Source organism: Archangium violaceum, from assembly GCF_016859125.1.
GTDB classification, from domain to species: domain Bacteria; phylum Myxococcota; class Myxococcia; order Myxococcales; family Myxococcaceae; genus Archangium; species Archangium violaceum_A.
The window spans coordinates 11,556,527-11,579,999 of sequence record NZ_CP069338.1; the positions used below are offsets into that span (position 1 = coordinate 11,556,527).

Here is a 23,473-nt window from a genome sequence, read left to right on the forward strand (position 1 = left end):
GTGAGGCGGTCCAGTTTCCAGGCGTCTCGAGCCTGGGGACGCGTGGATTCACTGCGGATGGCGCAGTGCGCGCTCGGCACCTGCCGGGCACTCTTCTACCTGTGCCGTCGGCACGACCGGGGCCAGCGCTACTGCTCGCGTGAGTGTAGTGCGCAGGCGCGCCGCCAGAGCCAGAGGGAGTCGGGGCGACGCTACGCTCGCGGCTTCGCGGGCCGGTGGGCCGCGGCCAGGCGCCAGGCCCGGAGCCGTGAGCGGCGAGCACGGAAAGTCACGCATCAGGGTAGCCCGCCACTGGAGGGCGCGGGCACCTTGGCGCCGCCGACGCCAGAGGTCGCCCTGGAGGCCACCACTTTTCGCGTCGGCCAGGAGCCGACTGATGCGGACAGAGGGGAAGAGAAGGACACCGGGCGAGTGCCCGGTGCCGAGGCGGACGAGGGACGGGCTGGCGAGGGCGCTGTGGCGAGCGTGCGAGCCCCTGCCAGTGCCGGGAGCGGTGCACGCTGCGCGGTGTGCGGATGCCGTGCGGACTTCGTCCGTCATGGGCCCTGGGAGCCACGCCCCGGGCCCCGGGCCAGGAGGGCGCCATGGTGACTGACGAGCAGCGCGCCCGCATCCGCCGCCTCTACTTCGCCGAGCACTGGAAGGTGGGCACCATCGCCGCCGAGCTGGGCGTGCACCACGACACCGTGAGGGGAGCCCTGGAGGTGGAGCGCTTCGTGCGCACCACCGCCCGGGTGAGGCCCACCATGCTTGACCCCTACCGGGATTTGATTGCCCAGACACTGGCGCAGCACCCCAAGCTGCGCGCCACGCGGCTTGTACGAGATGCTCCGTGCTCGCGGCTACCAGGGCAGCGCCCTCCAGGTGCGGCGCTACGTGGCCCGGCACCGGCCGGTGTCCTCGGCCGAGGCCTACTTGCGGCTGTCCACGCTGCCGGGTGAGCAGGCCCAGGTGGACTGGGCCCACTTCGGCCGGCTGCGCATTGGCGGGGCCGAGCGCCCCCTGTGCGCCTTCGTCCTGGTGCTCTCCTGGTCGCGCGCTCTCTACGCGCGCTTCGTCCTGGAGCAGTCCCTGGAGAGCTTCCTGCGCTGCCACACCCTGGCCTTCCAGGCGCTGGGCGGGGTGCCGCGCTCCCTGCTGTATGACAATTTGAAGAGCGTGGTGTTGGAGCGCGTGGGCGACCACATCCGCTTCCACCCCAAGCTGCTGGAATTCGCCGGCCACTACCACTTCGCTCCCAAGCCCTGCGCTCCCTACCGCGGCAACGAGAAGGGCAAGGTGGAGCGCTCCATCCACTACCTGCGCCACTCCTTCTTCGCCGCACGTACCTACTCCTCGCTGGATGACCTCAATTCCCAGCTGTCGCGCTGGATTGAGGACACCGCCCACGCACGCCCCCTCCCACAGGACACCTCACGCCGCGTGCACCAGGCCCTGGAGGAGGAGCGGCCCCGACTGCTTCCCCTGCCAGGGAATGCCTTCAGCTGCGACGTGGTGCGCACCCTGCACAGCGGCAAGACGCCCTACGTCCGCTTCGACGGCAACGACTACTCCATTCCCCACACCCTGGTGACAAAACCTCTCACCCTGGTGGCCAGCGACTCGCTGGTGCGCCTGCTGGATGGCACCCGGGAGGTGGCCCGCCACACGCGCTGCTGGGACAAGGGCAAGACTCTCGAATGCGAGGAGCACCTGGCCGCCCTCGCCGCCCACAAGCGCCACGCCCACGAGCTGCGCGGACGCGACAGGCTGCGCCAGTCCTGCCCCAGCGCCGACGCCTTCATCGCCGCGCTCGCCTCGCGTAACGCCCACCTCGCAGGCCATACCTCGCGCCTGCTCAAGCTGCTCGACGCCCATGGCCCCGAGGCCCTCGAGTCCGCCCTGTCCACCGCGCTCTCTCGCGGTGCCATCGGCGCCGAGTCCGTCGCCCACCTCCTGGAGCACTCCCGCCGCCAGCAGCACCTGCCTCCCGTCCTCTCAGTCTCCCTCCCCGACGACCCCCGCGTGCGCTCTGCCCGCGTCCAGCCCCACTCCCTCTCCGACTACGACGCCCTCTTGCGAAAGGACTCCCCGTGACTTCCTCCCTGGCTCATTCCCTCTCCGGGCTCGGCCTGCACCGCACCAGCGCCGAGCTCGATGACCTCGTCGCTCGCGCCACCAAGGCCCGCCTCTCTCCCACCCAGCTGCTGGAGCAGATTGTCCAACTGGAGTCCGACGAGCGCGCCCGCCGCTCCCTGGAGCGCCGCACCCTGCGCAGCCGCCTGGGCCGCTTCAAGCCCATGGCCGACTTCGACTGGAGCTGGCCCAAGTCCATAGACAGGCCCCTGGTGGAGAGCCTGCTGCGTCTGGACTTCCTCCAGGACGCTCGCAACGTGGTGCTGCTCGCCGCCCAGGGCCTGGGCAAGACGATGATTGCCCAGAACCTCGCTCACGAGGCCCTGCGCTCCGGCCACTCCGTCCTCTTCACCACCGCCTCCCAGCTGCTACTCGACCTCGGCTCGCGCGACTCTTCCCGCGCCTTGGAGTCCCGCCTGCGCCACTACGCTCGCGTGGGCCTGCTCATCATCGACGAGCTGGGCTACCTCTCCTACGACGCGCGCAACGCCGACCTCCTCTTCCAACTCGTCAACTTGCGCTATGAGAAACGCAGCCTCGTCCTCACCACCAATCAGGCCTTCAGCGACTGGCCTACCATCTTCCCCAACGCCAGCTGCGCCACCGCCCTCATCGACCGCGTCATCCACCACTGCGACATCGTCTCCATAGAGGGCGACAGCTACCGCCGCCGCGAAGCCGAAGCCTCTCTGGAGTCTCGCCGCTCCCGCCGCTCCGGCTGACGCCCTGGGGGACTACATCCCCCAGTCCCCCTGTGGCTCCGCTCCGGCCCGCACCCAACTGCGGTGCGGGCCTCCTCGGAGCGCGAGCCCGCCGCTCCTCGCCCCCAAACCGGCTGGTTCATTTTCCCGCGCTTCTTCATGTTCAGCGACATGGAAGCTCGTACGTGCGGAGGTCATGTCGGTCCTGACTCGGTTCAATGTAGGTGAGAGCATCGTCTGGAAGGCCCTGCGAATGGAAGGGCCGAGCCTTACACTTCGCGTCATGACAACCGTTCTGACGACCCTACGCTCCTCAGCTCCGCGCTCCCCCCTAGCGCATCTTCTGCATGACGGAGAAGATAACGGGGACACTGTACCGCTCACTCAAGCAGGGCGGCTACCTCTGAGGCGAAGACGGAACTGGGGGCTAAAAAAGATGAGCCCCGCCGCCAGAGGCAGCGGTGGGGCGCAGCCGAAGAAGGAGCGGACGGCAGACCCCTACCCTTTCCATCTTCGAAATCCGCAGCCTCCGGTGGGTATCAGCACATGAGCCCGGGAATTCATCCCGGCTACACCAGGAGCTCCTCATGGTCTTCCTCCCCATCATCGCCAACAACCTCGGCAAGATCGCCGCCGCGGCTGCAACCACCTTGGGCCTCGTGGGCTACGTCAACCGCGAGCGGATCGGCCGCTGGCTCTCGGACGAAGAGCCCGACGCCAAAGAGCGGAAGCAGGAGCACCTCCAGGACGCAGCGGGCGTGCTCAAGACTGCCGAGTCGCTCAAAAACCTTCACGGCCAGCTGGCTCCTAGCGAGTTCGATAAGAAGCACGCCGAGCTGCTGGACAAGCTGACCACGATGAACACCAAGACGATGGGCGATTTCAGGGTGCTCATCAACGAGGCGCAGTCGGAGGTCATCACCTCCATGGCCGAGCTCGAGGGCCAGCTCGACGCCCAGCGGAGCGAGACGCGGGCGCTCGGCGAGGAGCTGCGCGAGGCCGTGGCGGACCTGGCGCGCCGGCAGGACGCGGTGGAGCAATTTCTCCACGGCAAGGACAAAGGAGAGGTCTTCGCCGTCCCCGGGCGCCAGCGCACCGCTGAGACTCCGCGCAGACAGGAGGAAACGGCCAAGAAGCCCACCCCCAACGGCAGCAGGCGCAAGGGCAACGGGAGCACCGCGCCCGAGACGCGCGCCCCCTGACGCACTCCCCCGCCCTCTCGCAGCTGCATGCCGTGGTGGCCCACGAGCCCCCCGGCTTTTTTGGCCCCGAGGTGCTCTCGCGCGAGGTCAGTGGCTGCTCGGAGTGCCAGCACGCCTCCGGGCCGGGGCTGCGGAAAGGCCAGAAAGCGCGAGGGGCATGCGCTCGCCTTCTGCACCGGGAGGGCTCATCGAGCTGCTCCAGGTGACCCTTGCGGTTGGGTTACGGACCCTACGACACGAGGCGCCTTTTGCCCGCGCTGTCCAGTCTGTCCGGATTTGTCGGGGCGCCCGATAGAATGGGAGTCACCCATCGGAGGCGCTGATGACATCCACGCTGCTGGTGCTACTGCTCCTCGCTCAGACGGAAGGGCCCGACAACCCACCCGATGGGGCAATGGAGCTACCGCTCCCATCATCCTCGGCCAGACGCCTGCACCACCTGGCACGCCTGGAGGTCACCGGGTTTGCGCTGCTGCCGGGTGGCGGGACGGGCGGCGTGGAGCGCTATGCCCAACTGACCCCCATGCTGGTGCTGGACGGCGGCGAGGAGCTCGGCATCAACCTTGGCGCTCCGGTGCGGCTGCGGCTGGGTGGCGGAGCTCCGGGCGTCGGGTGGGTGCGCCGCGAGGACTGGGACAGCCTCTCGGACTGGGGGCAGCTGGTGCGTGCGCTCAAGCTGGGCTCGGATGCCTCTCCGGTGGGGCTGTGGGCGGGCGCCCTCGACAGCTACAGCCTCCTTTCCGGGCACCTGGTACGGCGGTACTCGAATCGCTCCAATCCGGACTACCACCCGGCTGGAGCCTTTCTCACCGGCACGCTGGGCCCCCTCTACGCGGAGGCGTTCTCCTCGGATGTGCTGGGCGCGCACCTCATGGGCGCGGAGGTGGCGCTCGACCTGGCACACCTCTTCACGGGCCCGCAGGAGCAGCCGGGGCGCTACACGCTGGCTCTGTCCGCGGTGCACGACTGGGGGCGAGCCGGAGGCCACTCGCCCCAGGTGACGCTGGCGCACCTGGATGGAACGGCGGTGGTGGTGGTGCGCCCGGGCTACGAGCTGCACGTGCTGGCCGGCTGGGGTGGGCGTCCGGGCGTAGGCGGGGCCTGGGGCGCGGTGGCCGGCGTGGGTGCGGATGCGGTGACGCCCACGTTGGACGCACGGCTACGGCTCGAGGTGCGAGGGCAGCACGGAGGCTTCCGCCAGGGCCTCTTTGGCCCGGACTACGAGCTGGCGCGCTTCCGCGTGGCGGGCCCTTCCGGATTGCCAGTCGTGGAGGCGCCTTTTCCCAACGGCTTCTCGGTGTACGGCGAGGCGGTGGTGGGGTGGGATGCGGTGCGACTTGGCGGGTTGCGGCAACGACACCTGCACCTCTCCCTGGCGGTGGAGGCGTTTACCTGGGGACGCGTGGACGTGGACGGGCGGCTCGCGGCGCAGCTGGCCGAGCGGCGCGTGGAGGTGGCCGTCAGCGCGCTCGCCACCGGAGTGGGCAAACCGGAGGCGCGCTACTTGTATTCGGGCGAGGTGCGTTGGCGCTTTGGCGGGTGGATGTACGCCGTGGGCCAAGGCGGCACGTTGCTGTTCCCGACACCGGACGGGACGCTGCGCCCCGGCGCCTTCGCGTCCCTGGGCCTGGGGGTGGAGCATGCTCGCTGAGCTGGCGCGGAAGTGGGTGGCCCTGGTGCTTGGGGCCGTCGTGCTGTCCACCGGCTGCATCACGGTGACGCCACCCGCGGGACGCGGCATGCTTCTGGATCGCAACCCGCGTGCCTCCCCCGGGTTGGCGGGCGAGGTGCGTGGTGACGCCCAGCACGCGGTCACGGGCTCGAATGCACCCACTCGGCTGCTCCGCCGCCGGGGTGAGCGCGTGCAGGGCACGGAGGTGGCCATGGTGAGCCCGGCCGAAATGGCCGTGCGCGCGGTGGCCAGCGGGGCCAGGCAGGCGGACGCCTTCGAGTACCTGCTGCTGCTCGCGGGCCTGGACAACGTCAACGACGAGCCTCCGCGAGGCGCTCCCCTCACGCCCCAGGAGGCGGCCCGGGTGCTGACGGTGCTGATGAACAAGCCCGTGACGCTGGGTTCGTTCCCGCCGCGCATGGCCGTCTGCCACCTGCTGCGTGAGGTGCTGGAGGGAGGGGAAGTCTCCCGCGAGGAGCTGCTGCGCCGGGTGGAGCGCTTCAAGACGGTGGCCGTGCTCCGGCCGGACGGCTACCTGGCCTGGACGCTCAACGGACGCACGCAGCAGAAGGTGGGCCCGGTGGAGTGGAAGGAGGAAGCCTTCCGCGCTGGCTCTTTCGAGCTCGGGCGCTTCTACACCGTCAATGGGTGGGTCTTCCGGCTGGCGGATGCGCAACTGCGCCCCGTCATGGAAGGGCCCCCACTGGCCGAGGTGTACGACGACGCCGACTACATCAGCCGCACGCTGGATGGGGCACAGGAGGCATATGTCGACCTGTACCACGCCATGGGCCAGCTGCTCTCCCATCCGTCGGACAGCATCGCTTCGCTGCGACACCTACCGGCGGGGGTCGCGGCCCTCCTCGCCTCCTCGCCGAAGTACCTCGAGCGTTTCCGGTACATGACGCGGGGCGAGCAGGTGAAGGCGCTCTCGAAGCTGACGACGAACCTCATTTTCACCGTTGGCACCGCAGGAGGCACGACGAGCACGCTGACGCGGGCGGTGGGCGGGCTGGAGGCCACCGTGCCGGTGCTGTCCCTCTCGGCCGAGGGCTTGCTGGTGGTAGAACGCGTGGTGGTTCCGGTGGGCAAGGCGGCCACGGTGTTGAGCGGCGGACCCGGTGCGGCCATCATCCTTCACCAAATGGGGGGCGGGGGAGATGGCGGCTCCACCGTTGACTACGAACACATCGTGCCCGATGGGAGCGGAATCGCTGCCACCATCGACAACACAGGAGTTGTAGACGTGATAGTCGCGGCGCCGAAGGGCAGCGCGATCCGTGGAACGGAGTTGTTTCGCGGAATGATGAAACATTTTGGTAAGAACGTTCGTGCGATTCGGGGGAATTGGCGCTACGGAGACAATCTTGCGGAGGTAAACAGGCTTGTCGGCGAGAACGTACCTCTTGAGATTGCAGTCACGAAGACATGGACGGCTCGTCGCGCAGCCGAGTATGGGTTCATAAGAGCCGTCGTGGTCGAAGCCAAGGGTGCTCCCGGCGCGTATAGTTTCGTTCAGGTTCTATTCACCAAATGAGGCATGAGACCATGGGAACCAACACGAGCTTGAACATGAGTTTGATTGTCCGGTTGCGCGAAATGGCCGCAACAGGTCATGGAGTATGTGAGATGGTGCGCTGGTTGCTTGAGAGTCTGTCGCTCGATGCATCCAAAGGAAGATTCATGACCATCGTATATCTTCATAAAGCATTCTGCCTATCTCTGGGAGATGCATCGGCTGCTGGCGCATGGCACGTTTTTCCTGGTGGAACCTGGTCGGACGAGGAGTGTGAACAGTTCCTGCTGCCTCGAATTCGTGCGACCAGGAATCAATGGATGTAGACGCATTTGCAATTGCGACGGGCTGCCGATCAGCTCATCGATGTGGCCCCGCCCGTGAGTCTCCAGCGTCACCTCCACCGCTACCTCGCCCAGGCCCGCCTTGGAGAATGCGCGGTTGTGGGAGATCTCCACCATGTTGGCGCCCTGCTGGCTGATCTCCGCCGTGAGCCAAGCAAGCATCCCCGGTCGGTCCGACATGCGCACCACCAGCCGCACCGAGTGCCCAATCCGGCTGGTTCAATTTCCCGTGCTTCTTCATGTTCAGCGACAACCCCTTACGGGAACGTCACGTTGCCGAGGGTGACGGTGCGCTGGCGCTCCGCGTCCCACAGGATGAGGGTGTACGTCCCCCGGGCCTCTTTCTCCGTGGCCAGCATCTCCACTACGACGCGCCCTCGGTCGCTCGCCTCTCCCGGCGCGGCCGGAAGGATGGCGCCCGGCTGCCAGAGCAGCAGCGGCTTGAGCACTTCGCCCTTGGGCCCGCGGAGTACCGCGCCCGCCGCCGTCCAGGGCTCCGAGCCAGGATTTTCGAGGTACACCTCCACCGCCACCCGCTCCAAGGCGCGGTAGCTGTAGACGCTGTAATAGCGAAGAGCATTGCCCTCCTTCTCGGTGATACTCGTGCTCAGGTCCTTGACGGAAACGCCCCTGTCACCACTCACGAGGCCGGAGGCGATGGCGCCGCCCAATCCATCCGGCCCCCCGCGCTCGGCGCGCAGTTGCCGCACCTCCGCACGACACTGCTGGAGGTCGGCCTCGGCCTCCTTGGCGACTTGCTGAAAGTGCGCCACGGGACGCGGCTGGCGCAGCACCTTCACTTCCTGCATGCCGAGCCCGGGATGGACCACGAGCACGAAGGTGGCGCACGCGGGCGCGGCGCCGTCGGCGAAGCACACCTCCACTTCAGTCCGCTTTCCGGCGACCAGGTTCTCACGGGGAACCAGCATGAGCGTCTGTCGTCCCAAGGCCCAGTCCTCGAACCATCCCCGCTCCTGAATCTTCAGGGATTCCTGCTGGAGCAACGAGTCGAAACGGAAGGTGATGGGCAGGCCCGGGCCGATACACACCACTGGCGCCTGTCCCTTGCCGGGCATGGCGGCCAGCTTGAGGCGGGGGCTCGCCGCCTCGCACTCGTCCATGGATGGAGCTGCGGACACGGCCGAGGGGGTGGACAGGAGGGCCAGCGCCAGGAGGCCGACAGGGGACGCAACGAGCACGGGAGGTCAACCTTGATGGGGGCAAGCAAGCGCCAGGACGAGTCCGGCCTCTACCACACCCCCGCCCTCCAGGCGCCCGGCCTCCAGCCGGCCGGGCCCATGTCCGGCGCTACTCAAAGCGGTCCACCGCCCTGACGTCTTGGGCGGAGGAGACTACGGCAGTGTCGGGCCCGCTGTCCGGCTCCATTTCCACGCCCAGTTCCCCGGCCCGGCTCCGCAGTTCCAGGCAGACGGGGTACGTCTGTCCGCCCTTCGATTGGGCCTGCTTGGCCTGGGTGAAGCGACCGTAGACGCGGCCCTCCCCGAAGATAAGGCGCCCGGAGAGCACGGTGCCCGGCCTCAGTTCCCCAAAGGGCTCCACCAGCGTGAACGTGCTGAACTGGTTGACGGGGACGGGCTTGGTGCTTCCGACAACAGGGAACTTGCCTGCGGCTTCCTGCCCGATGCGGATGTCCAGCTTCTCCATTGCATCCAGGGCGCCCGAGGGGCACGCCTCGGGCTTGGGAGCGGCTCGCACCGGGGGGGCGCCAGCGCAGCCGCCGAGCACGGCGCAGCAGGCCGCGGTGGCGCACTTCACCCCGAAACGGGCACGCCGGGCCTGGGGCTGGGGCTTCTCGGGGGTGTTCACGCTGAAGTCTTCCTTGCGAAGCATGGCGGTGGTGAACTCCGGCGCGGGGGTGGGAGGCATAAACAGCGCCGCGCTCGCGCCAGCTTGCGGCGAGTCCCGCGAAACCGCCAATTCCCGGGCAAGGTAGGCGTGGAGAGTCGGACTGTTGCTGGAGGATGTGGGAGGTTCTGGCGCAGGTTGGCGCTGCGCCGCGCCCTCTGTCCGAGAGGAGGGAGAGGCGGCGAGCACCGCGCCCGCGCTGGCCGCAGCCGCCACCGCCATCAACACCAGCACCAACGCCGCCCGGCGTAGGCCGTCCAGGGCCACGGCGCGCACGGGCAGACTGCCCATGAAGGTGGGGAAGGCCCGCGAGACTGCGAGCCTCAATGGCCCTCGCCTCGGAGCGGCCTCGCGCGTGGGTCCTGCATCCCCCACCTGGGAGGCAGCGACAGCCGACGCGGGGGCCACGGAGCCCTGCACCGCCGGCAATGGCGGAGCCGGCACCTCCTCCTCGAGCGGCACGCCTTCCCAGGCACGGTCGGGGAACATGGCCGCCATACGCGCCGCCAGGGCCTCGGCCACCGGCGCGGGGCTTGGAGGCGCTGCGGACATGACAGGCGGAGCAACCACAGGGGAATGACGCTCCTCGGTACTCGGCTTCTTCTGTCCGCGTCGCGGCGGTGCGAAGCACCTGCGCACCGCGAGTTCCTCCTCGTCCCAGGGCACCTGCGCTGGAATCTCGTCCGCCATCGCCTCTTCCGGCGCTTCCGGGTCGCCCAGTGGCACGTCCCAGCTCGCGTCGCCCTGGGCCGCGGCCAACGCCGACTCGAGCGCCGCGCACAGCGCCGCCATGTCCGGGAAGCGCACGGCGGGCTCCTTCTCCAACATGCGCATGCACACGTCGGACAGAGCCTTGGGCACCCGAGGATTGAACTCGTGCGGAGCCGGAGGAGTCGTGCTGAGAATCGCCTTCACCAGGAGAGGGTTGCGCCGGGTGCCAAAGGGCAGCCGGTTGGTGAGGAGCCAGTAGAAGGTAACGCCCAGCGCCCACAGCTCGTCGGACACCTGGGACTTGTAGCTCACCGGCTCGCCCGCGTTCTCCCCGAGGAAGCGCCATGCCTCGGGGCTCACGTACTCCTGCGTTCCGGGTGGAAGCACGCTGGAGCCGGGCACCGGGGTGGCCTCGGCCACGGCGCCTATGCCGAAGTCCACCAGCACGGGCTCCACGTTGCGCGAGCGGATGATGATGTTGTCCCGCTTGATGTCACGGTGAAGGACATTCTTGCGATGCACCGCCGCGAGGGTGCGGGCCAGTGTCAGCATGAGGCCCGCGCACCGGCGGGCACACGGGTTTTCCGTGAGGGCGTACTGCTCCAGCGTCAGGCCGTCCACCCACTCCATGACGATGTAGAAGTAGCCGTGGTCAGGGTCGGGCCAGCGGTCGTAGCCACGGACGCGGACGATGTTGGGGTGCTTGAATTTCTGGAGGATGGACACCTCCATGAGGCCCCATGCGTCCAGCTCGCGGGCGCGGAAGAACTTGATGACGAAGAAGCGGCCCGCACGCTCGGCCTTGAAGACGAGCCCCTGTCCGCCATCGCCCAGCCTCGACGTGAGGCGGTAGTCACCAACAATGTCCCCGGACTCGGGCTGTTTGAACGGCGGGAGTTGCATGGAATGAGTCGACCTCCGGAGTTGGAGGCTAGCACGACTCGGCTCTCAGGTTGCGCTTCTCGGATCGCACCTGGCGCGTGCCCGTGTCCGCGCGGAGCACAGGCGCTGCCTCACGTACAGCAGGCCAGAGCCAGGGCGGCGCACACCAGCACCCCTCCAAAGTCCGGGTGCAGCTCGGCCCCTGGCTCCAGCCCAATCTCGTTGCGTCCGCTCACTCGTCGTCGGTCGCGTTCTCCAGCACCTTCAACACCCGAATCAGCCGCTTCACCTTCGCGGGGCTCCACCCGCGCAGCATGCTCACGAGTTGCAGCAGCTCCGGCGACAGGTTGCCCTCGGGGGCGGGCGCATCGACGGAGGCGGCCACGTCGGCGGAGCTCAACGCGAGCAGCGCGTCCGCGGAGATGCCGAGGGTGCGCGCGAGCTTTCGCAGCGTCGGGACGGCGGGCATCATTCCGCCGCGTTCAATGCGGCCGTACACGTTGGCGGCGATTCCGGCCTGGCGCGCTACCTGGGCCTGGGTGAGCCCCAGCCGCTCGCGTGCCGCTCGGGCCACTTCTCCCAGGGACTGCTGGAGCTGTTCGGGCTGTAGCTGTTCGAGTTCCATGGGTCGCATCTACCAAAGTCCTCCGCGCGTCATGCCGCACGCTGGATGATGAGGGTCCTTCAACGGTCCAGCTTCAGGCGGGTCATGGTCAGCAGCGCGCGTCCTGCATCGGAGGCGTGGGCTGTCGGGAAGTGCTCGAGTTCGTCGTGAGCATGGCCTGGGCCACGCTCCGCAGCGCTCTGAGCTGGCGAGGTTTCATCCGGCGTGCCGTGCGGAGGAGTTCGTTGACAGCCGGCCTCTCCTTCGGAGGCGGTGAAGTGAACCACGCGGGCGGCGTCGGAGATGAAAACCCCAGCAGGGTGTTGGCATCCACCTCCAGCACGCGGCAAAGCCGCTGCACCGTCGGAATGCTGGGCATCATCTCACCGCGCTCGATGCGTCCGTAGACGGCCACGGCTAGCTCCGCGCGTTGAGCCACCTCGGCCTGAGTGAAGCCATTGTGGACGCGGGCGGCCCGCGCGGACTTCCCGAGGTACTTCTTCAATGCCACGTCCATATCCGCGAGTTCCTCATGAGGCAGCGCGCTTCGAGGTGCGTGAGACCCCCGAGCCCGAAGGGGGCAGCAGTGCGCTGGCGACGTTGCTGAGCGCGGCGAGGTGGCGCGGCTTCAGCTTGCGCACCGTGCGAAGAAGACGGCGCATCGCGGGCGGTTCATCTTCACCGGGAATCTCAAGGGTGAGCCAGGCGGGAGGCGTCGAGGACGAAAAACCCAGCAGCCGGTTCGCATCCACGGCCAGCGCGCGACATAGGCGCATGAGCGTGGGAAGGCTGGGGAGCATATTGCCGCGCTCCAGGCGTCCGTACACCTCCTCGGCTCCCCCTACTTCGGCCGTCAGGCGATTACCCGAACCCGCTGGGTGATGGGGCGCACCACGACCCGGGCCCCCTTTCCATCATCCAGTCGGTCCGATTCCGGGCCGCTCTCCCTCATCTACGCTGCGCGGTAACACGGAGGGCAAGGTGCAGGAGGCGTGGTGGGTCGATGTGATGTTCCAGCACCCGGACGGGCGCGTGGAACGCGTGCGCAAGGCGTCCCCGGTAAATACCCGCCGGGGCGCCGAGCAGTACGAACGGGAACTCCGCCAGTCACTCCCTTTACCGCACCTTCGGAAAGGAGAAGAAGGAGGTCCCCACCCTGGAGCAGTTTCAGGAGCGGTTCCTCGAGCACGCACGAACGAACAACAAGGTCTCCACCGCGAAGACCAAGGCCGACATCCTGCGCAAGCACCTGGTCCCCGCATTCGGCTGGTTGAAGCTGGACCAGATCGACACGGCCAGGCTCGAGACCTTCAAGGCCCAGAAGGTGAAGGAGGGGCTCTCCAAGAAGAGCGTCAACAACCTCCTGACCGTGCTGCGTAAGCTCCTGGCACTTGCCCAGGAGTTCGGCGAGCTCAATGCAGTGCCCAAAGTGGAATGGCTCAAAGCGCCCAAGCCCGAGATCGACTTCCTCTCCTTCGAAGAAGCCGAGCTGCTGGAGGCGCACGCGGAGCCCGGCCGGTGGAAGGCGATGATCTCCCTCGCCCTCAACACCGGCCTGCGTATCGGCGAGCTGGCCGCGCTCTCGTGGGACTGCGTGGACCTGGCCTCCGGGCGACTGCTGGTGAAGCGCAACGTCTTCCGGGGGCACCTCGGCACTCCGAAGGGCGGGCGCGAGCGAGAGGTGCCGCTCAACGAGCGGGCGCTGAAGGCCCTACGGGACTACCCCCGGCGCATCGACTCGCCATGGGTGTTCCCCCAGCGGGACGGCGGCTTCATCCGCAATCCCCAGCACACCTGCGCGGAGGCCATCCTCCGGAACGCGGAGCGGGCGGGCATCCGGCCCATCGGGTGGCACACGCTGCGCCACACCTTCGCGAGCCACCTCGCCATGCGTGGGGTGCCGCTCAAGGCCATCCATGAGCTGATGGGGCACGCCACCATCGAGATGACGATGCGCTACGCACACCTCAGCCCGGACGTGAAGAAGGACGCGGTGCGGGCCCTCGACGTGCGCCCCAACGGCACATTGACGGCACATAGACAGGAGGCGTAGCCCGGAAAATGAAAAAGCCCCCAAGTCTCAAGGACTTGGAGGCTCTTTCGGAGTGCCCAGGGCGGGATTCGAACCCGCACACCTTTCGGCGCCACCCCCTCAAGATGGTGTGTCTACCAGTTCCACCACCTGGGCTTTTCCAACGCGGTCCTTACTGCCGGTGCCGCGTCGGCAACTGCGACGCGGCCTCTAGTACCACGAACCGCGTCTGCTGCAACATTGATTTTTAACTTCGTCGCCACCCGGTTGATTCCGCCGGGTGGCTGCCCGCCTACTGAGCGGGAGCGGGCGCCGGAGCCGGCGTCTCAGCCGGACGCGGCTGCTCCACGGTGCTCGGCGCACCCGGAGCCTGCTGCTGCGCGGGAGCCGCACCCGAGGAAGGCGCCGCCTCCTGCGGATTGGCCGGAGGAATCTGGCCCGCCGGGGGAGCCCCAGCGCCCGGCTGTGCCGTGCCCTGCTGCGGCGCCGGAGCCGGCTGCGTCGCCGCCGGCTGCGCCAGCGAGCCCGCCGCCACAGAGGTGCGCATCCCCACGAAGGAGAGGCCCAGCGACGTCAGGAAGAACAGCGCCGCGCAGATGCCCGTCACCTTGGTCAGGAAGGTCGTCGCGCCGCGCCCACCGAAGGCACTCGTCGCGGCACCGCCACCCAGAGCCGAGCCCATGCCCGCGTCCTTCCCGGGCTGCAACAGGATGACGAAGATCATGAACACGCACAGCAGGACGTGCACGATCGTCACGAAGGTCAACATGCTTTAAACTCTTCTTTCCGGTCCTGGATAAAGGCCGCGCAGCCTAACCGAACGGCCTGGGCGGTGACAATCTTCCTGCGATCACACCCCGCCCTTCACGATCGCCGCGAAGTCGCCCGCCTTCAGGCTCGCTCCGCCCACCAGCGCCCCGTCCACGTCCGGCTGGCCCAGCAGCTCGGCCGCGTTGTCCGGCTTCACGCTCCCGCCGTACTGGATGAGCACCTGGTCCGCCGTTCCCTTGTCGTACAGCCGGCCCAGCTGCTCGCGGATGGCCCGGTGAACCTCCTGGGCCTGTGCGCTGGTCGCCGTCCGGCCGGTCCCAATCGCCCACACCGGCTCGTAGGCCAGGACGAAGCCCGCCACCTCGGCCGCCGAGAAGCCCTTCAGCGCCCCCGCCACCTGCCGTTCCACCACCTCCAGGGTGCGGTTGGCCTCGCGCTCGGCGAGCGTCTCGCCCACGCAGATGATGGGCTTCATCCCCGCGCCCAACACCGCCCGGGTGCGCTTGTTCACCGTCTCGTCCGTCTCGCCGAAGTACTGCCGGCGCTCGGAGTGGCCCACGATGACGTAGGCGCACCCCACGTCCTTCAGCATCTGCGCGGACACCTCGCCGGTGTACGCGCCGCTGGCCTCCCAGTGGCAGTTCTGGGCGGCCAGCTTCAGGGAGGAGCCCTCCAGTTCCTTCGCCACCGCGTGCAGTGACACGAAGGGCGGCGCCACGGCGATCTCCACCCGGTCTCCCGGAATGGAGGCCACCAGCCCCTTCAGCTCGCGCACCAGCGCGAGCCCCTCGGGGATGGTCTTGTTCATCTTCCAGTTGCCAGCGATGAGCTTGCGTCGCGCCTGTACCGCCATATGAGGATTCCCTCCCGGGTGCTTCGCGTACGGTGGACTACTGCTTCGTCTCGAGCGCCTTCACGCCCGGCAGCTCACGGCCCTCGAGGAACTCCAGCGAGGCCCCGCCACCGGTGGACACGTGGCTGAGCTTCACGCCCAACCCCATCTCGTTCACGGCCGCTGCGCTGTCACCACCGCCCACCACCGTGATGGCGTCCTTGTTGATGGCCATGGACTCGGCCACCGTGCGCGTGCCCGCGGCGTACTTCTCCACCTCGAACATGCCCATGGGGCCGTTCCACACCACCGTCTTCGCGTTGCGGATGTGCTCGGAGAACATGGCCCGCGTCTTCGGGCCGATGTCCAGGCCCATCAGGTCGGCGGGGATGGCCCGGTCCGGCACCTCGCGCACCTCGCCCTTGTCCGTGGGCTCGGTGCTGCAGATGTGGTCGATGGGCAGCACGAGCGCCGTCTTCAGCCGCTGCGCGGCCTCCAGCATGCGCGTGGCCAGCGACAGCTTGTCCTCTTCCACGCGGCTCTTGCCCACCTCGATGCCCTGCGCCTTGAGGAAGGTGTAGGCCATGGCGCCACCGATGAGCAGCGCGTCCACCTTGGGCAGCAGGCTTTCGATCACCTTGATCTTGTCGCTCACCTTGGCGCCGCCCAGGATGGCCACGAAGGGCTTGGCCGGGTTCTTCATCACGCCGCCGAGGTACTCCAGCTCCTTGCGCATCAGGAGGCCGGCGCCCTTCTCCTTGACGAAGGGGACCATGCCCGCGGTGGAGGCATGGGCGCGGTGCGCGGTGCCGAAGGCGTCGTTGATGTAGACGTCGGCGAAGGAGGCGAGCTCGCGCGCGAAGGCCTCGTCGTTGGCCTCCTCCTCCTTGTGGAAGCGCAGGTTCTCGAGCATGAGCACCTGGCCGTCCTTCAGGTCCTTCACCAGCTTGCGCACGCCGTCACCCACGCAGTCGTCGGCGAGGATGACCTCGTGCTTGGCCCCGAGCAGCTCGGTGAGCCGCGAGGCGGCCGGCTCGAGCGATAGCTTCGGGTCCGGCCCCTTGGGGCGCCCGAGGTGGGAGGCCAGAATCACCTTCCCGCCCATATCCAGCGCACGCCGGATGGTCGGCAGCGCCTCGCGGATGCGGGTGTCGTCGGTGATGCGCTTGCCCTCCAGGGGAACGTTGAAGTCCACCCGGATGAAGACGCGCTTACCGGTGAGCTGCATGTCGTCGATGTAGCGGATCATCTCGGTCCTCCCACTCGGAACGCTGACTGACTAGAAGCCCTTGGACGCGAGGAACTTCGCCGTGTCCACCATGCGGTTGGAGAAGCCCCACTCGTTGTCGTACCAGGCCATCACCTTGAGCAGGTTGTCGCCCATGACCATGGTGTTGGTGGAGTCGAAGATGGAGGAGTGCGGGTTGCCGTTGTAGTCGACGGAGACGGTCAGCTCCTCGCTGTACTGGAGGATGCCCTTGAGCGGGCCCTCGGCGGCGGCCTTGAAGGCGGCGTTGACGGCGTCCACAGTGACGGACTTGCTGGTCACCACGCTCAGGTCCACCAGGGACACGTTCGGGGTGGGCACGCGCACCGCCTGGCCGTTCATCTTGCCCTTGAGCGCCGGGAGCACCTCACCGATGGCCTTCGCGGCACCGGTGGAGGCGGGAATCATCGACAGGGCGGCGGCGCGGGCGCGGCGCAGGTCCTTGTGCGTGAGGTCCAGGATGCGCTGGTCGTTGGTGTAGCTGTGGATGGTGGTCATCACGCCCTTCTCGATGCCGAAGTTCTCGAGAAGCACCTTGCCCAGCGGCGCCAGGCAGTTGGTGGTGCAGGAGGCGTTGGAGAGGATGTGGTGCTTCTTGGCATCGTACTGGTCGTGGTTGATGCCGTAGGCGATCGTCAGGTCCGGGCCCTTGGCCGGCGCGGAGATGATGACCTTCTTGGCGCCCGCGCCCAGGTGCTTCTCGGCGCCGTCGCGCTCGGTGAAGCGGCCGGTGCACTCGAGCACGATGTCCGCGCCCAGGGACTTCCAGGGCAGCGCCGTGGGGTCCTTCTGGGCGGTGACGGCGATCTCCTTGCCGTCGATGACGATGCCCTTGTCCGTGGCCTTCACGGTGCCCGGCCAGGTGCCGTGCACGGAGTCGTACTTGAAGAGGTGCGCCAGCGCGGCCGGCTCGTCGAGGTCGTTGATGGCGACGAAGTCGAGATCCTCCTTACGGCTCAGCGCCGCGCGAAGCACGCAGCGGCCGATACGACCGAATCCGTTGATGGCAATCTTGGTGGCCATGTCCCAGTCTCCTTAGGCGGATAGAAAGCTCACAGACACACGACGGGCCGGCCGTACGCCCACCCGCCGTGGGAAAGGCGGGCGACCGTAGGCAGGTAGCGCACGCGAGTCAACGCTCTGTGAAGGGAGAACGACGACCCGTGCGCCGTAGCTGAACAGTCCACAGCAGCAACAGCCACGTAGCGACCATGGATCCCCCGCCTGCCCGGCAGCCGCAGCCCGTATCCGCGTTTTCGTAGGACTCGGGAACGCTGTTCAGGGAGCAGGGGGCCGGGCTCGCTGGGGCCGGTGTTTCGGCATCCGGAGGCAGGGTCTCCTCTCCGTCAGGAGCGGCGGGGGGAGAGGACAGCACCCCCGCCCGAGCGAGGAACGCCCCCATGAGCCAGGCGCGTCGCGAGGGCGTGACGACGGCCTCCAGGGGCACGCTCAGGAAGAGGACCTGTCCCCCCTCGGCGGAAGACACGCCGGCGGCCAGTCCCGTCCCGACATAGCCCAGCACGGGGGAGCCCCCCTCCAGGGGAATGAGTACGTCCGCTCCCCCCACCGGGAAGCCACCGCGCAGACCGTCATCGAGCAGCGAGGCGGATAGCTCCGGGAGCCACCCGTCCGAAAGTCCACCCACCAGGAGACCGGACGTGCCGCAACCGGGCAGGGTATGGAGGAACCCGGTCAGGAAGGCCTGATCCTCCGCCCCTCCAGCGGCGAGCGCGGATGCCACATGGCTACCCGAGAGCAGCAGGTGCCCGCCTGCGTTGACGAAGGTGCGCATGAGCTGCTGCTCGGCGGCACTCGGACCCTTCCCCCCTACCCCACCCCGCCCGGTGAACCAGTCCAGCACCCGATAGCCCACGGGCGTGAGCAGGCCCGCGGCGATCGCCTCGCTGGTCGCCCCGTCGAAGGCCACCGCGTGCTGCGCCACCGCCTCCCCATGACGCCGCAGCGCCGTGCCGTCATTCATGGACTCCAGGAGCGCGCGCAGGGGCGAGCCCAGGTCGTACGCCGAGAGGTCCTCGGCACGCGCCAGCGTCGCGTCCAGGCGCCGGAAGGCGTTGATCACGAGCACCTCCGGAACCCGGCCCGCGTCCGGAACGCGCACCCCCACCACCTCCGAGGGGAAGGACTCGCCCCCCGCGTTGAAGGCGGCCACGCGGAAGTAGCGCGTCGTGCCCGCCGGCAGGCTGAGGGAAAAGGAAGTGGCGTCCACCTCGGTGCCCTCGTCCCAGGCCAGCCCATCCACGCTCTGGTAGACCCGATAGCCGGTAGCCGGGAACTGGGCGGGCACGCTGCCGTCCGGGTCCGGCGGCACGGTCCACTTCACCTCCACCCCGCCACCGCTGGTGTTGCGCGCCACCACCGCCGGGGGCGCCTCGGGAGGCAGCTGCACCGGCAGCCCATCCTTCTCTGCGAAATACTTGATGACTCCATGCAGGAGAGCGCGCGCGGCGACGCGGCGGAAGTTCGGATCCTTGAGGTGCGCGGCGTCCTGGGCGTTGTCGTGATAGGCGATCTCCATCAGCACGGAGGGGATCTCCGGGTTGTGTCTCGGGTTCACCTCGCCCAGGTTGGCCGAGCGCAGCTTGCGCACCCTCCAGGAGGGCTCCACCTCCCGCTGGAGATCCACCGTCAGCTCCTCCAGCAGCTTCTGCGCGAGCACCTCGCTGCCGGGCACTCCGGTGAAGTTATAGGTGCCGTCCACGGGATTGGGGCCGTAGACATAGGCCTCGGTGCCTCGCACGTTGCCCGTGCTGGAGGCGTTGGTGTGCCAGGCGACGTAGACGGCATCCTCTCCGTCCTCGTGCAGCCAGGCGGCGAAGCGCGCGCGCGCGGAGACGTCGTCATTGCGCTCGTTGGAGAGAGCGTTGGTGCCCGAGGGCGCGAACACCTCGGGCGGCGCGCCGCTGAACTGGGTGTGGTAGCGCGCGCACTCCTCGAAGCGCGGGCGAGGAAGGGCACCCAGGGCCGCATCGCCAATGTCCCCGCTCCCGCCGCCGATGCGCACCGCGTCCAGGGACACGCTGCCCGTCATCGTCGAGTCATTGATCGCCACCACTGAGGCCGTCTCCGGGTGCTGGCCCGCGCGGAAGTAGAAGCGGCCCAGCAGCACCCACGTTCCACCGTGGCGGCGCTGGTTCACCCGGAAGTGGCTCTCGCCCCCCGCGTGCCGCACCAGGTAGTGCGCGTCCGTGACGCGATCCGGGTCCGCCACGTACGAGACGTACACGTGGTAGTAGCCGTCGGCCGGAATCGCTCCCGCCCAGGTGGCACGCGCGGACTCCGTGGGCGAGGCCTTCATCACCCGCTGGTCCCCGAGCCTGAAGGGCTCCACCGCGTTCCCCATGGGCACCGGCGGCGTGCCCCATCCGGGCTGGCTGGAGGAGAAGAGCTCCGCGGCCCCCTCCTCCGAATAGCCCGCCCCGCCATTGTCGACGAGCAGCATGCGCGGGTTGAGATCCGACTCCCGCACGGGAATCACCGTGGCGCCCGCGCCCATCAGCATCGGCATCAGGTACTGGTTGAGCGTCTCGATGGAGACCAGGTCCTCGACGACGCCGTTCGTGTTGCCACGCTGGGTGGCCCACCGGCCCAGGGGCGAGCTGCGATAGAAGCCGTGCCCGGGGCTCAGGTAGAGCGTCTTGCCCGACAGGGCGCCGGAGCGGATGCGCGTCTGGGGCAGCCCCGAGAGCGCGGAGACCCGGCCCGAGCGGTCCTCGCGGCGCACCAGGGCGGGCTCCGAGCGCTGCCAGCGCGTCTCGTGGGGCCGGGGACCGGGCAGCGGGACATAGACGGCACCCGGAGGCTCCAGGCCACAATCATGAGAGAAGGTGTCCTCCTCCTGGGCTCGGCTCATGCTCGGCAGGCAGAGCAGGGAGACCAGCATCCAGGCGGTGGTTCGTACGTGAGCAGGAAGGGCCATGGGGGGCCGGAGGTTAGGCCCCGGCGCGAGGGCAAGCCAATCAATCCGTGGGTGCCCGCCTGCTCTCCCGCTAACCTGTCCGTGATGAGCTCTCCAGCACTTTCACCCCAGCCGCCGCCTCCTCCCGAGAAGAAGCCGACTCCGGCCCCTCCATCTCATGGCGGCTCCGGGATGCTCGCGTCCTTCCGTCACGCGTGGAACGGGCTCATCCACACCGCCGTCCACCAGCGCAACATGCGCGTCCACATCGTCTCCGCGTTGCTCGTGGGCCTGGTGGGCAGCGGCATCGAGCTCGGGCTCGCGGAGAAGGTGACGCTCATCTTCTGCGTCCTCCTCATCTTCTTCGCGGAGATCCTCAACAGCGCGCTCGAGCACCTGGTGGACCTCGCCACCCGCCACTTCGACGAGAAGGCCCGCCTCACCAAGGACGCGGCCGCAGCGGGCGTGCTGGTGCTCGCCACCGGCACCGTCGTCATCTTCGCCGCCATCCTCGTGCACAACTGGGAGACGGTGGTCACCAGCGGTCCGCAGATCGCTCGTCAGGTGGCCCTCGGCCTGCCACTGGCCCTCTGCGTGACGGTGCTGATGCTGCCGCAACCCCGCTCCGTCTGGGTGGACCGCGTCGCCTTCGTGGGAGGCGCCGTCCTGCTCGGGGCGCTCGCGCCTCGCACCGCCAGCTCCGTCTTCACCGCCATGGACGCCGGCCTGCTCATCGTCGCCGGGGCCGCCGCCCGCCAGCGGCGTCGTGAACGCGAAGGCCACCGGTAGTCCCCACGGCGGAACGCGGACATGAAAAAACCGGCTCCAGGCCGGTTCGTTCTGCTTGCCTCCTAGGGGCGCTCGAGCCCCGGGACCTGCCCGGAACCCGGCTGCCCTCTAGGGACAGCGCCAGTCTAGAGGGTCAGGCCTCCTGCCGGAAGTCCGGCCGGGCCTCCTGCGTTGGCTGGGCAACGTTCTTGTCGACGCCCTTGATGTTCTCCGTTACCAGGTCCAGCAGCTCCGTGGCGATGCCGATGATCTGCATGGGGGTGTAGCCGCTCGCGCGCAGCTGGTTGAAGAAGGTCCGGGCAAGGATCCGAGTGCCCTGCTTGTCAGTACTCAAGGACGTGTCCTCCGAAAGCGGTGGGACCGCGTAATCACTGGCGATTCCTTCTTCAACCCTCGTGCCAGCAGTCGGCTTCCAAACGGATTTCCCATGCACATCGGGGACTTGGGAGACGCGAGGGGCTCACGCGGTTGTCTGGAGATGCGAAGGGGTCTTCGCACCCCGCCCCTGGCTCAGGGGGGGGGCATCCGAGGGGTGTATCGTCAAGTTCGCACCCACGCGTTTCCTACGTGTTCAACAGCTTGCATTCAGGGGCTCGGGCGGCGCACATACGCGCCCCCTTTCCCCGGCTTCAGGAGAAGAGCAGCGCATGGCTTATCGGGTGAACAACATCGGGTTGTGGTTGGACGAGCCGGAGGAGCTGCTCGGGCAGAGAGCCGCCGAGAAGCTCGGAGTGACCCGGGCGGACCTGGCGAGCGTGCGGGTCGTGCGCGCGGTGTTGGATGCCCGCAAGAAAGGCAGCCCTCGCTACATCTATACGTTGGAGGTGGAACTGGGGCCCGGGCGCGCGCCGAAGCGGCTGCCCCCGGACGTCAGTGAGACGCCGCCTCCTCCCGAGCCCCCACAACGCGTGAAGGAGCCGGAGCGCATGCCGCTCATCATCGGCACCGGACCCGCGGGACTCTTCTGCGCACTGAGCCTGCTGGAACGCGGCGTACGCACCATCCTCATCGAGCGCGGCAAGGAAGTCGTGTCGCGGCGGAAAGATGTGGCGAAGCTGATGCGGGACGGCTCGTTGGACCCGGAGAGCAACATGAACTTCGGGGAGGGTGGGGCCGGCGCTTATACCGACGGCAAGCTGTCCACGCGCATCAACCACCCGCTGGTGCGCAAGGTCATCGAGACGTTCGCCCGCTGCGGCGCGCCGGACCACATCCTCATCGAGGGCAAGCCGCACATCGGCTCGGACCTGTTGCCGGGCGCGGTGGCGAAGCTGCGCGAGGAGCTCATCGCCGGCGGCTGCCAGGTGCTCTTCGAGCACAAGGTGGAGGAGGTCCTCTACCGCGACGGCCGGGTGTCGGGCGTGAGGCTCGCGGACGGACGGACGCTGGAGAGCGATCGCGTGGTGCTCGCCCCGGGCAACTCGGCGCGCGAGCTCTACGAGCGCTTCGCCGCCGACGGGCGCGTGGTCATCGAGCCCAAGCCCTTCGCGCTCGGCTTCCGCGCCGAGCACCCGCAGGGGCTCATCAACTCCATCCAGTACGGCAGCGCGGCGAAGAACCCGAAGCTGCCGCCGGCCGACTACAAGCTGGCGGAGAACCTGGACGTGGATGGGGAGGTGCGCGGCGTCTACTCGTTCTGCATGTGCCCGGGAGGCATCGTGGTGCCCACGCCCACGCAGGACGGGCTGCAGTGCACCAACGGCATGAGCAACTCGCGCCGCAACGCGAAGTACGCCAACGCGGGCATCGTCGTCACGGTGTCCGTGCAGGACTTCGAGCGCGAGGGCTTCCGGGGTCCGCTCGCGGGCCTGGAGTTCCAGCGCCACTGGGAGTCCAAGGCGTACGAGCTGGGTGGGGGGAAGTTCTTCGCTCCCGCGCAGACGATCCCCGACTACCTGGCCGGGCGCGTGAAGAAGGATCCGGGCGGGACGAGCTACCGGCCGGGGTTGGCCCACACGGATCTCAACAAGCTCTTCCCGCCGGGGCTCACGCAGTCGCTGAAGCAGGCGCTCAAGGCGTTCGACCGGAAGATGCGCGGCTTCATCAGCGATGAGGGCAAGCTCATCGGCATCGAGAGCCGCACCAGCTCGCCGGTGCGCATCACCCGCGGCGAGGACATGCAGTCCGTGTCGATGCGCGGGCTCTACCCCGCCGGCGAGGGTTGTGGCTACGCGGGCGGTATCGTCTCCTCGGCCATTGATGGATTGCGCGTGGCGGAGCAGATTGCGACCGAGCTGGCCTGAGCCACGGGAG

At 68.3% G+C, this 23,473-nt stretch carries 21 protein-coding genes, 1 tRNA gene and 1 pseudogene; 11 read left to right on the plus strand and 12 right to left on the minus strand.

Annotated features, from left to right (window positions below; all coding sequences use genetic code 11):
• Positions 1–584: 584 nt before the first annotated feature.
• The 7 genes from JQX13_RS55045 to JQX13_RS48760 all read left to right on the plus strand — a co-directional run bounded on the left by JQX13_RS55045 (position 585) and on the right by JQX13_RS48760 (position 7,532).
• Entirely contained in the window at positions 585–941 is a 357-nt protein-coding gene (locus JQX13_RS55045) for a hypothetical protein (protein ID WP_239014324.1), read from the plus strand.
• Entirely contained in the window at positions 826–2,076 is a 1,251-nt protein-coding gene (gene istA, locus JQX13_RS48735; RefSeq protein ID WP_239014325.1) for an IS21 family transposase, read from the plus strand. The genes JQX13_RS55045 and istA overlap by 116 nt, the downstream gene beginning before the upstream one ends.
• Entirely contained in the window at positions 2,073–2,837 is a 765-nt protein-coding gene (gene istB / locus JQX13_RS48740; protein WP_239014145.1) for an IS21-like element helper ATPase IstB, read from the plus strand. The genes istA and istB overlap by 4 nt, the downstream gene beginning before the upstream one ends.
• Before the next feature lie 566 nt (positions 2,838–3,403).
• Complete coding sequence (locus JQX13_RS48745; protein WP_203406217.1) at positions 3,404–4,018, plus strand: hypothetical protein; 615 nt, start codon at positions 3,404–3,406, stop codon at positions 4,016–4,018.
• 322 nt (positions 4,019–4,340) lie between these two features.
• Positions 4,341–5,669: a hypothetical protein gene (locus JQX13_RS48750; RefSeq protein ID WP_430384131.1), complete on the plus strand. Its 1,329-nt coding sequence runs from the start codon at positions 4,341–4,343 to the stop codon at positions 5,667–5,669.
• A complete protein-coding gene (locus tag JQX13_RS48755; RefSeq protein ID WP_203406218.1) occupies positions 5,659–7,227 on the plus strand; it encodes a hypothetical protein in 1,569 nt (522 codons plus the stop codon). The genes JQX13_RS48750 and JQX13_RS48755 overlap by 11 nt, the downstream gene beginning before the upstream one ends.
• 11 nt (positions 7,228–7,238) lie before the next feature.
• Positions 7,239–7,532, plus strand: a complete 294-nt coding sequence (locus tag JQX13_RS48760; RefSeq protein ID WP_203406219.1) for a hypothetical protein — start codon at positions 7,239–7,241, stop codon at positions 7,530–7,532.
• A 275-nt stretch (positions 7,533–7,807) separates the two neighbouring features.
• Here JQX13_RS48760 and JQX13_RS48765 read toward each other — a convergent pair whose 3' ends face one another.
• The 5 genes from JQX13_RS48765 to JQX13_RS48785 form a co-directional block, all read right to left on the minus strand.
• Positions 7,808–8,749 carry a DUF2381 family protein gene (locus tag JQX13_RS48765; RefSeq protein WP_203406220.1) on the minus strand — a complete coding sequence of 314 codons (942 nt, stop codon included), beginning with the start codon at positions 8,747–8,749 and terminating at the stop codon, positions 7,808–7,810.
• A 109-nt stretch (positions 8,750–8,858) separates the two neighbouring features.
• Positions 8,859–11,030, minus strand: coding sequence for a serine/threonine protein kinase (locus tag JQX13_RS48770; RefSeq protein WP_203406221.1), 2,172 nt, complete (start codon positions 11,028–11,030; stop codon positions 8,859–8,861).
• 211 nt (positions 11,031–11,241) lie between these two features.
• The gene (locus JQX13_RS48775; protein WP_203406222.1) at positions 11,242–11,634 is read right to left on the minus strand and encodes a helix-turn-helix domain-containing protein; all 393 of its coding nucleotides are present in this window, start codon (positions 11,632–11,634) and stop codon (positions 11,242–11,244) included.
• An 88-nt stretch (positions 11,635–11,722) separates the two neighbouring features.
• Positions 11,723–12,130 (minus strand): helix-turn-helix domain-containing protein, encoded by a 408-nt coding sequence (locus JQX13_RS48780; RefSeq protein ID WP_203406223.1) that lies wholly within the window; start codon positions 12,128–12,130, stop codon positions 11,723–11,725.
• Between the two features lie 13 nt (positions 12,131–12,143).
• Positions 12,144–12,413, minus strand: coding sequence for an XRE family transcriptional regulator (locus tag JQX13_RS48785; RefSeq protein WP_239014326.1), 270 nt, complete (start codon positions 12,411–12,413; stop codon positions 12,144–12,146).
• Between the two features lie 356 nt (positions 12,414–12,769).
• Here JQX13_RS48785 and JQX13_RS56040 point away from each other — a divergent pair.
• Positions 12,770–12,865 (plus strand): annotated as a pseudogene (locus JQX13_RS56040) (hypothetical protein); the annotation flags it as partial.
• An 18-nt stretch (positions 12,866–12,883) separates the two neighbouring features.
• Positions 12,884–13,666, plus strand: coding sequence for a tyrosine-type recombinase/integrase (locus JQX13_RS48790; RefSeq protein ID WP_343211052.1), 783 nt, complete (start codon positions 12,884–12,886; stop codon positions 13,664–13,666).
• Positions 13,667–13,719: 53 nt separating this feature from the next.
• Here JQX13_RS48790 and JQX13_RS48795 read toward each other — a convergent pair.
• From JQX13_RS48795 to JQX13_RS48820, 6 genes are all read right to left on the minus strand, one after another.
• Positions 13,720–13,801 (minus strand) — tRNA-Leu (locus JQX13_RS48795).
• Positions 13,802–13,937: 136 nt separating this feature from the next.
• Positions 13,938–14,414, minus strand: a complete 477-nt coding sequence (gene secG, locus JQX13_RS48800; protein ID WP_203406224.1) for a preprotein translocase subunit SecG — start codon at positions 14,412–14,414, stop codon at positions 13,938–13,940.
• A gap of 81 nt (positions 14,415–14,495) precedes the next feature.
• Positions 14,496–15,269: a triose-phosphate isomerase gene (tpiA, locus tag JQX13_RS48805; RefSeq protein WP_203406225.1), complete on the minus strand. Its 774-nt coding sequence runs from the start codon at positions 15,267–15,269 to the stop codon at positions 14,496–14,498.
• A 37-nt stretch (positions 15,270–15,306) separates the two neighbouring features.
• Entirely contained in the window at positions 15,307–16,497 is a 1,191-nt protein-coding gene (locus JQX13_RS48810; RefSeq protein WP_203406226.1) for a phosphoglycerate kinase, read from the minus strand.
• 30 nt (positions 16,498–16,527) lie between these two features.
• Entirely contained in the window at positions 16,528–17,538 is a 1,011-nt protein-coding gene (gene gap / locus JQX13_RS48815) for a type I glyceraldehyde-3-phosphate dehydrogenase (RefSeq protein ID WP_203406227.1), read from the minus strand.
• Positions 17,539–17,647: 109 nt separating this feature from the next.
• A complete protein-coding gene (locus JQX13_RS48820) occupies positions 17,648–20,416 on the minus strand; it encodes an N-acetylmuramoyl-L-alanine amidase (RefSeq protein WP_203406228.1) in 2,769 nt (922 codons plus the stop codon).
• A 120-nt stretch (positions 20,417–20,536) separates the two neighbouring features.
• On the opposite strand from JQX13_RS48820, the gene JQX13_RS48825 reads away from it, so the two are divergent.
• Positions 20,537–21,220 (plus strand): diacylglycerol kinase family protein, encoded by a 684-nt coding sequence (locus tag JQX13_RS48825; protein ID WP_203406229.1) that lies wholly within the window; start codon positions 20,537–20,539, stop codon positions 21,218–21,220.
• 133 nt (positions 21,221–21,353) lie between these two features.
• Here JQX13_RS48825 and JQX13_RS48830 read toward each other — a convergent pair whose 3' ends face one another.
• Positions 21,354–21,554 (minus strand): hypothetical protein, encoded by a 201-nt coding sequence (locus JQX13_RS48830; RefSeq protein WP_203406230.1) that lies wholly within the window; start codon positions 21,552–21,554, stop codon positions 21,354–21,356.
• A gap of 313 nt (positions 21,555–21,867) precedes the next feature.
• Between JQX13_RS48830 and JQX13_RS48835 the strand changes: the two genes are divergently transcribed.
• Complete coding sequence (locus tag JQX13_RS48835; protein ID WP_203406231.1) at positions 21,868–23,463, plus strand: NAD(P)/FAD-dependent oxidoreductase; 1,596 nt, start codon at positions 21,868–21,870, stop codon at positions 23,461–23,463.
• Positions 23,464–23,473 lie beyond the last annotated feature (10 nt).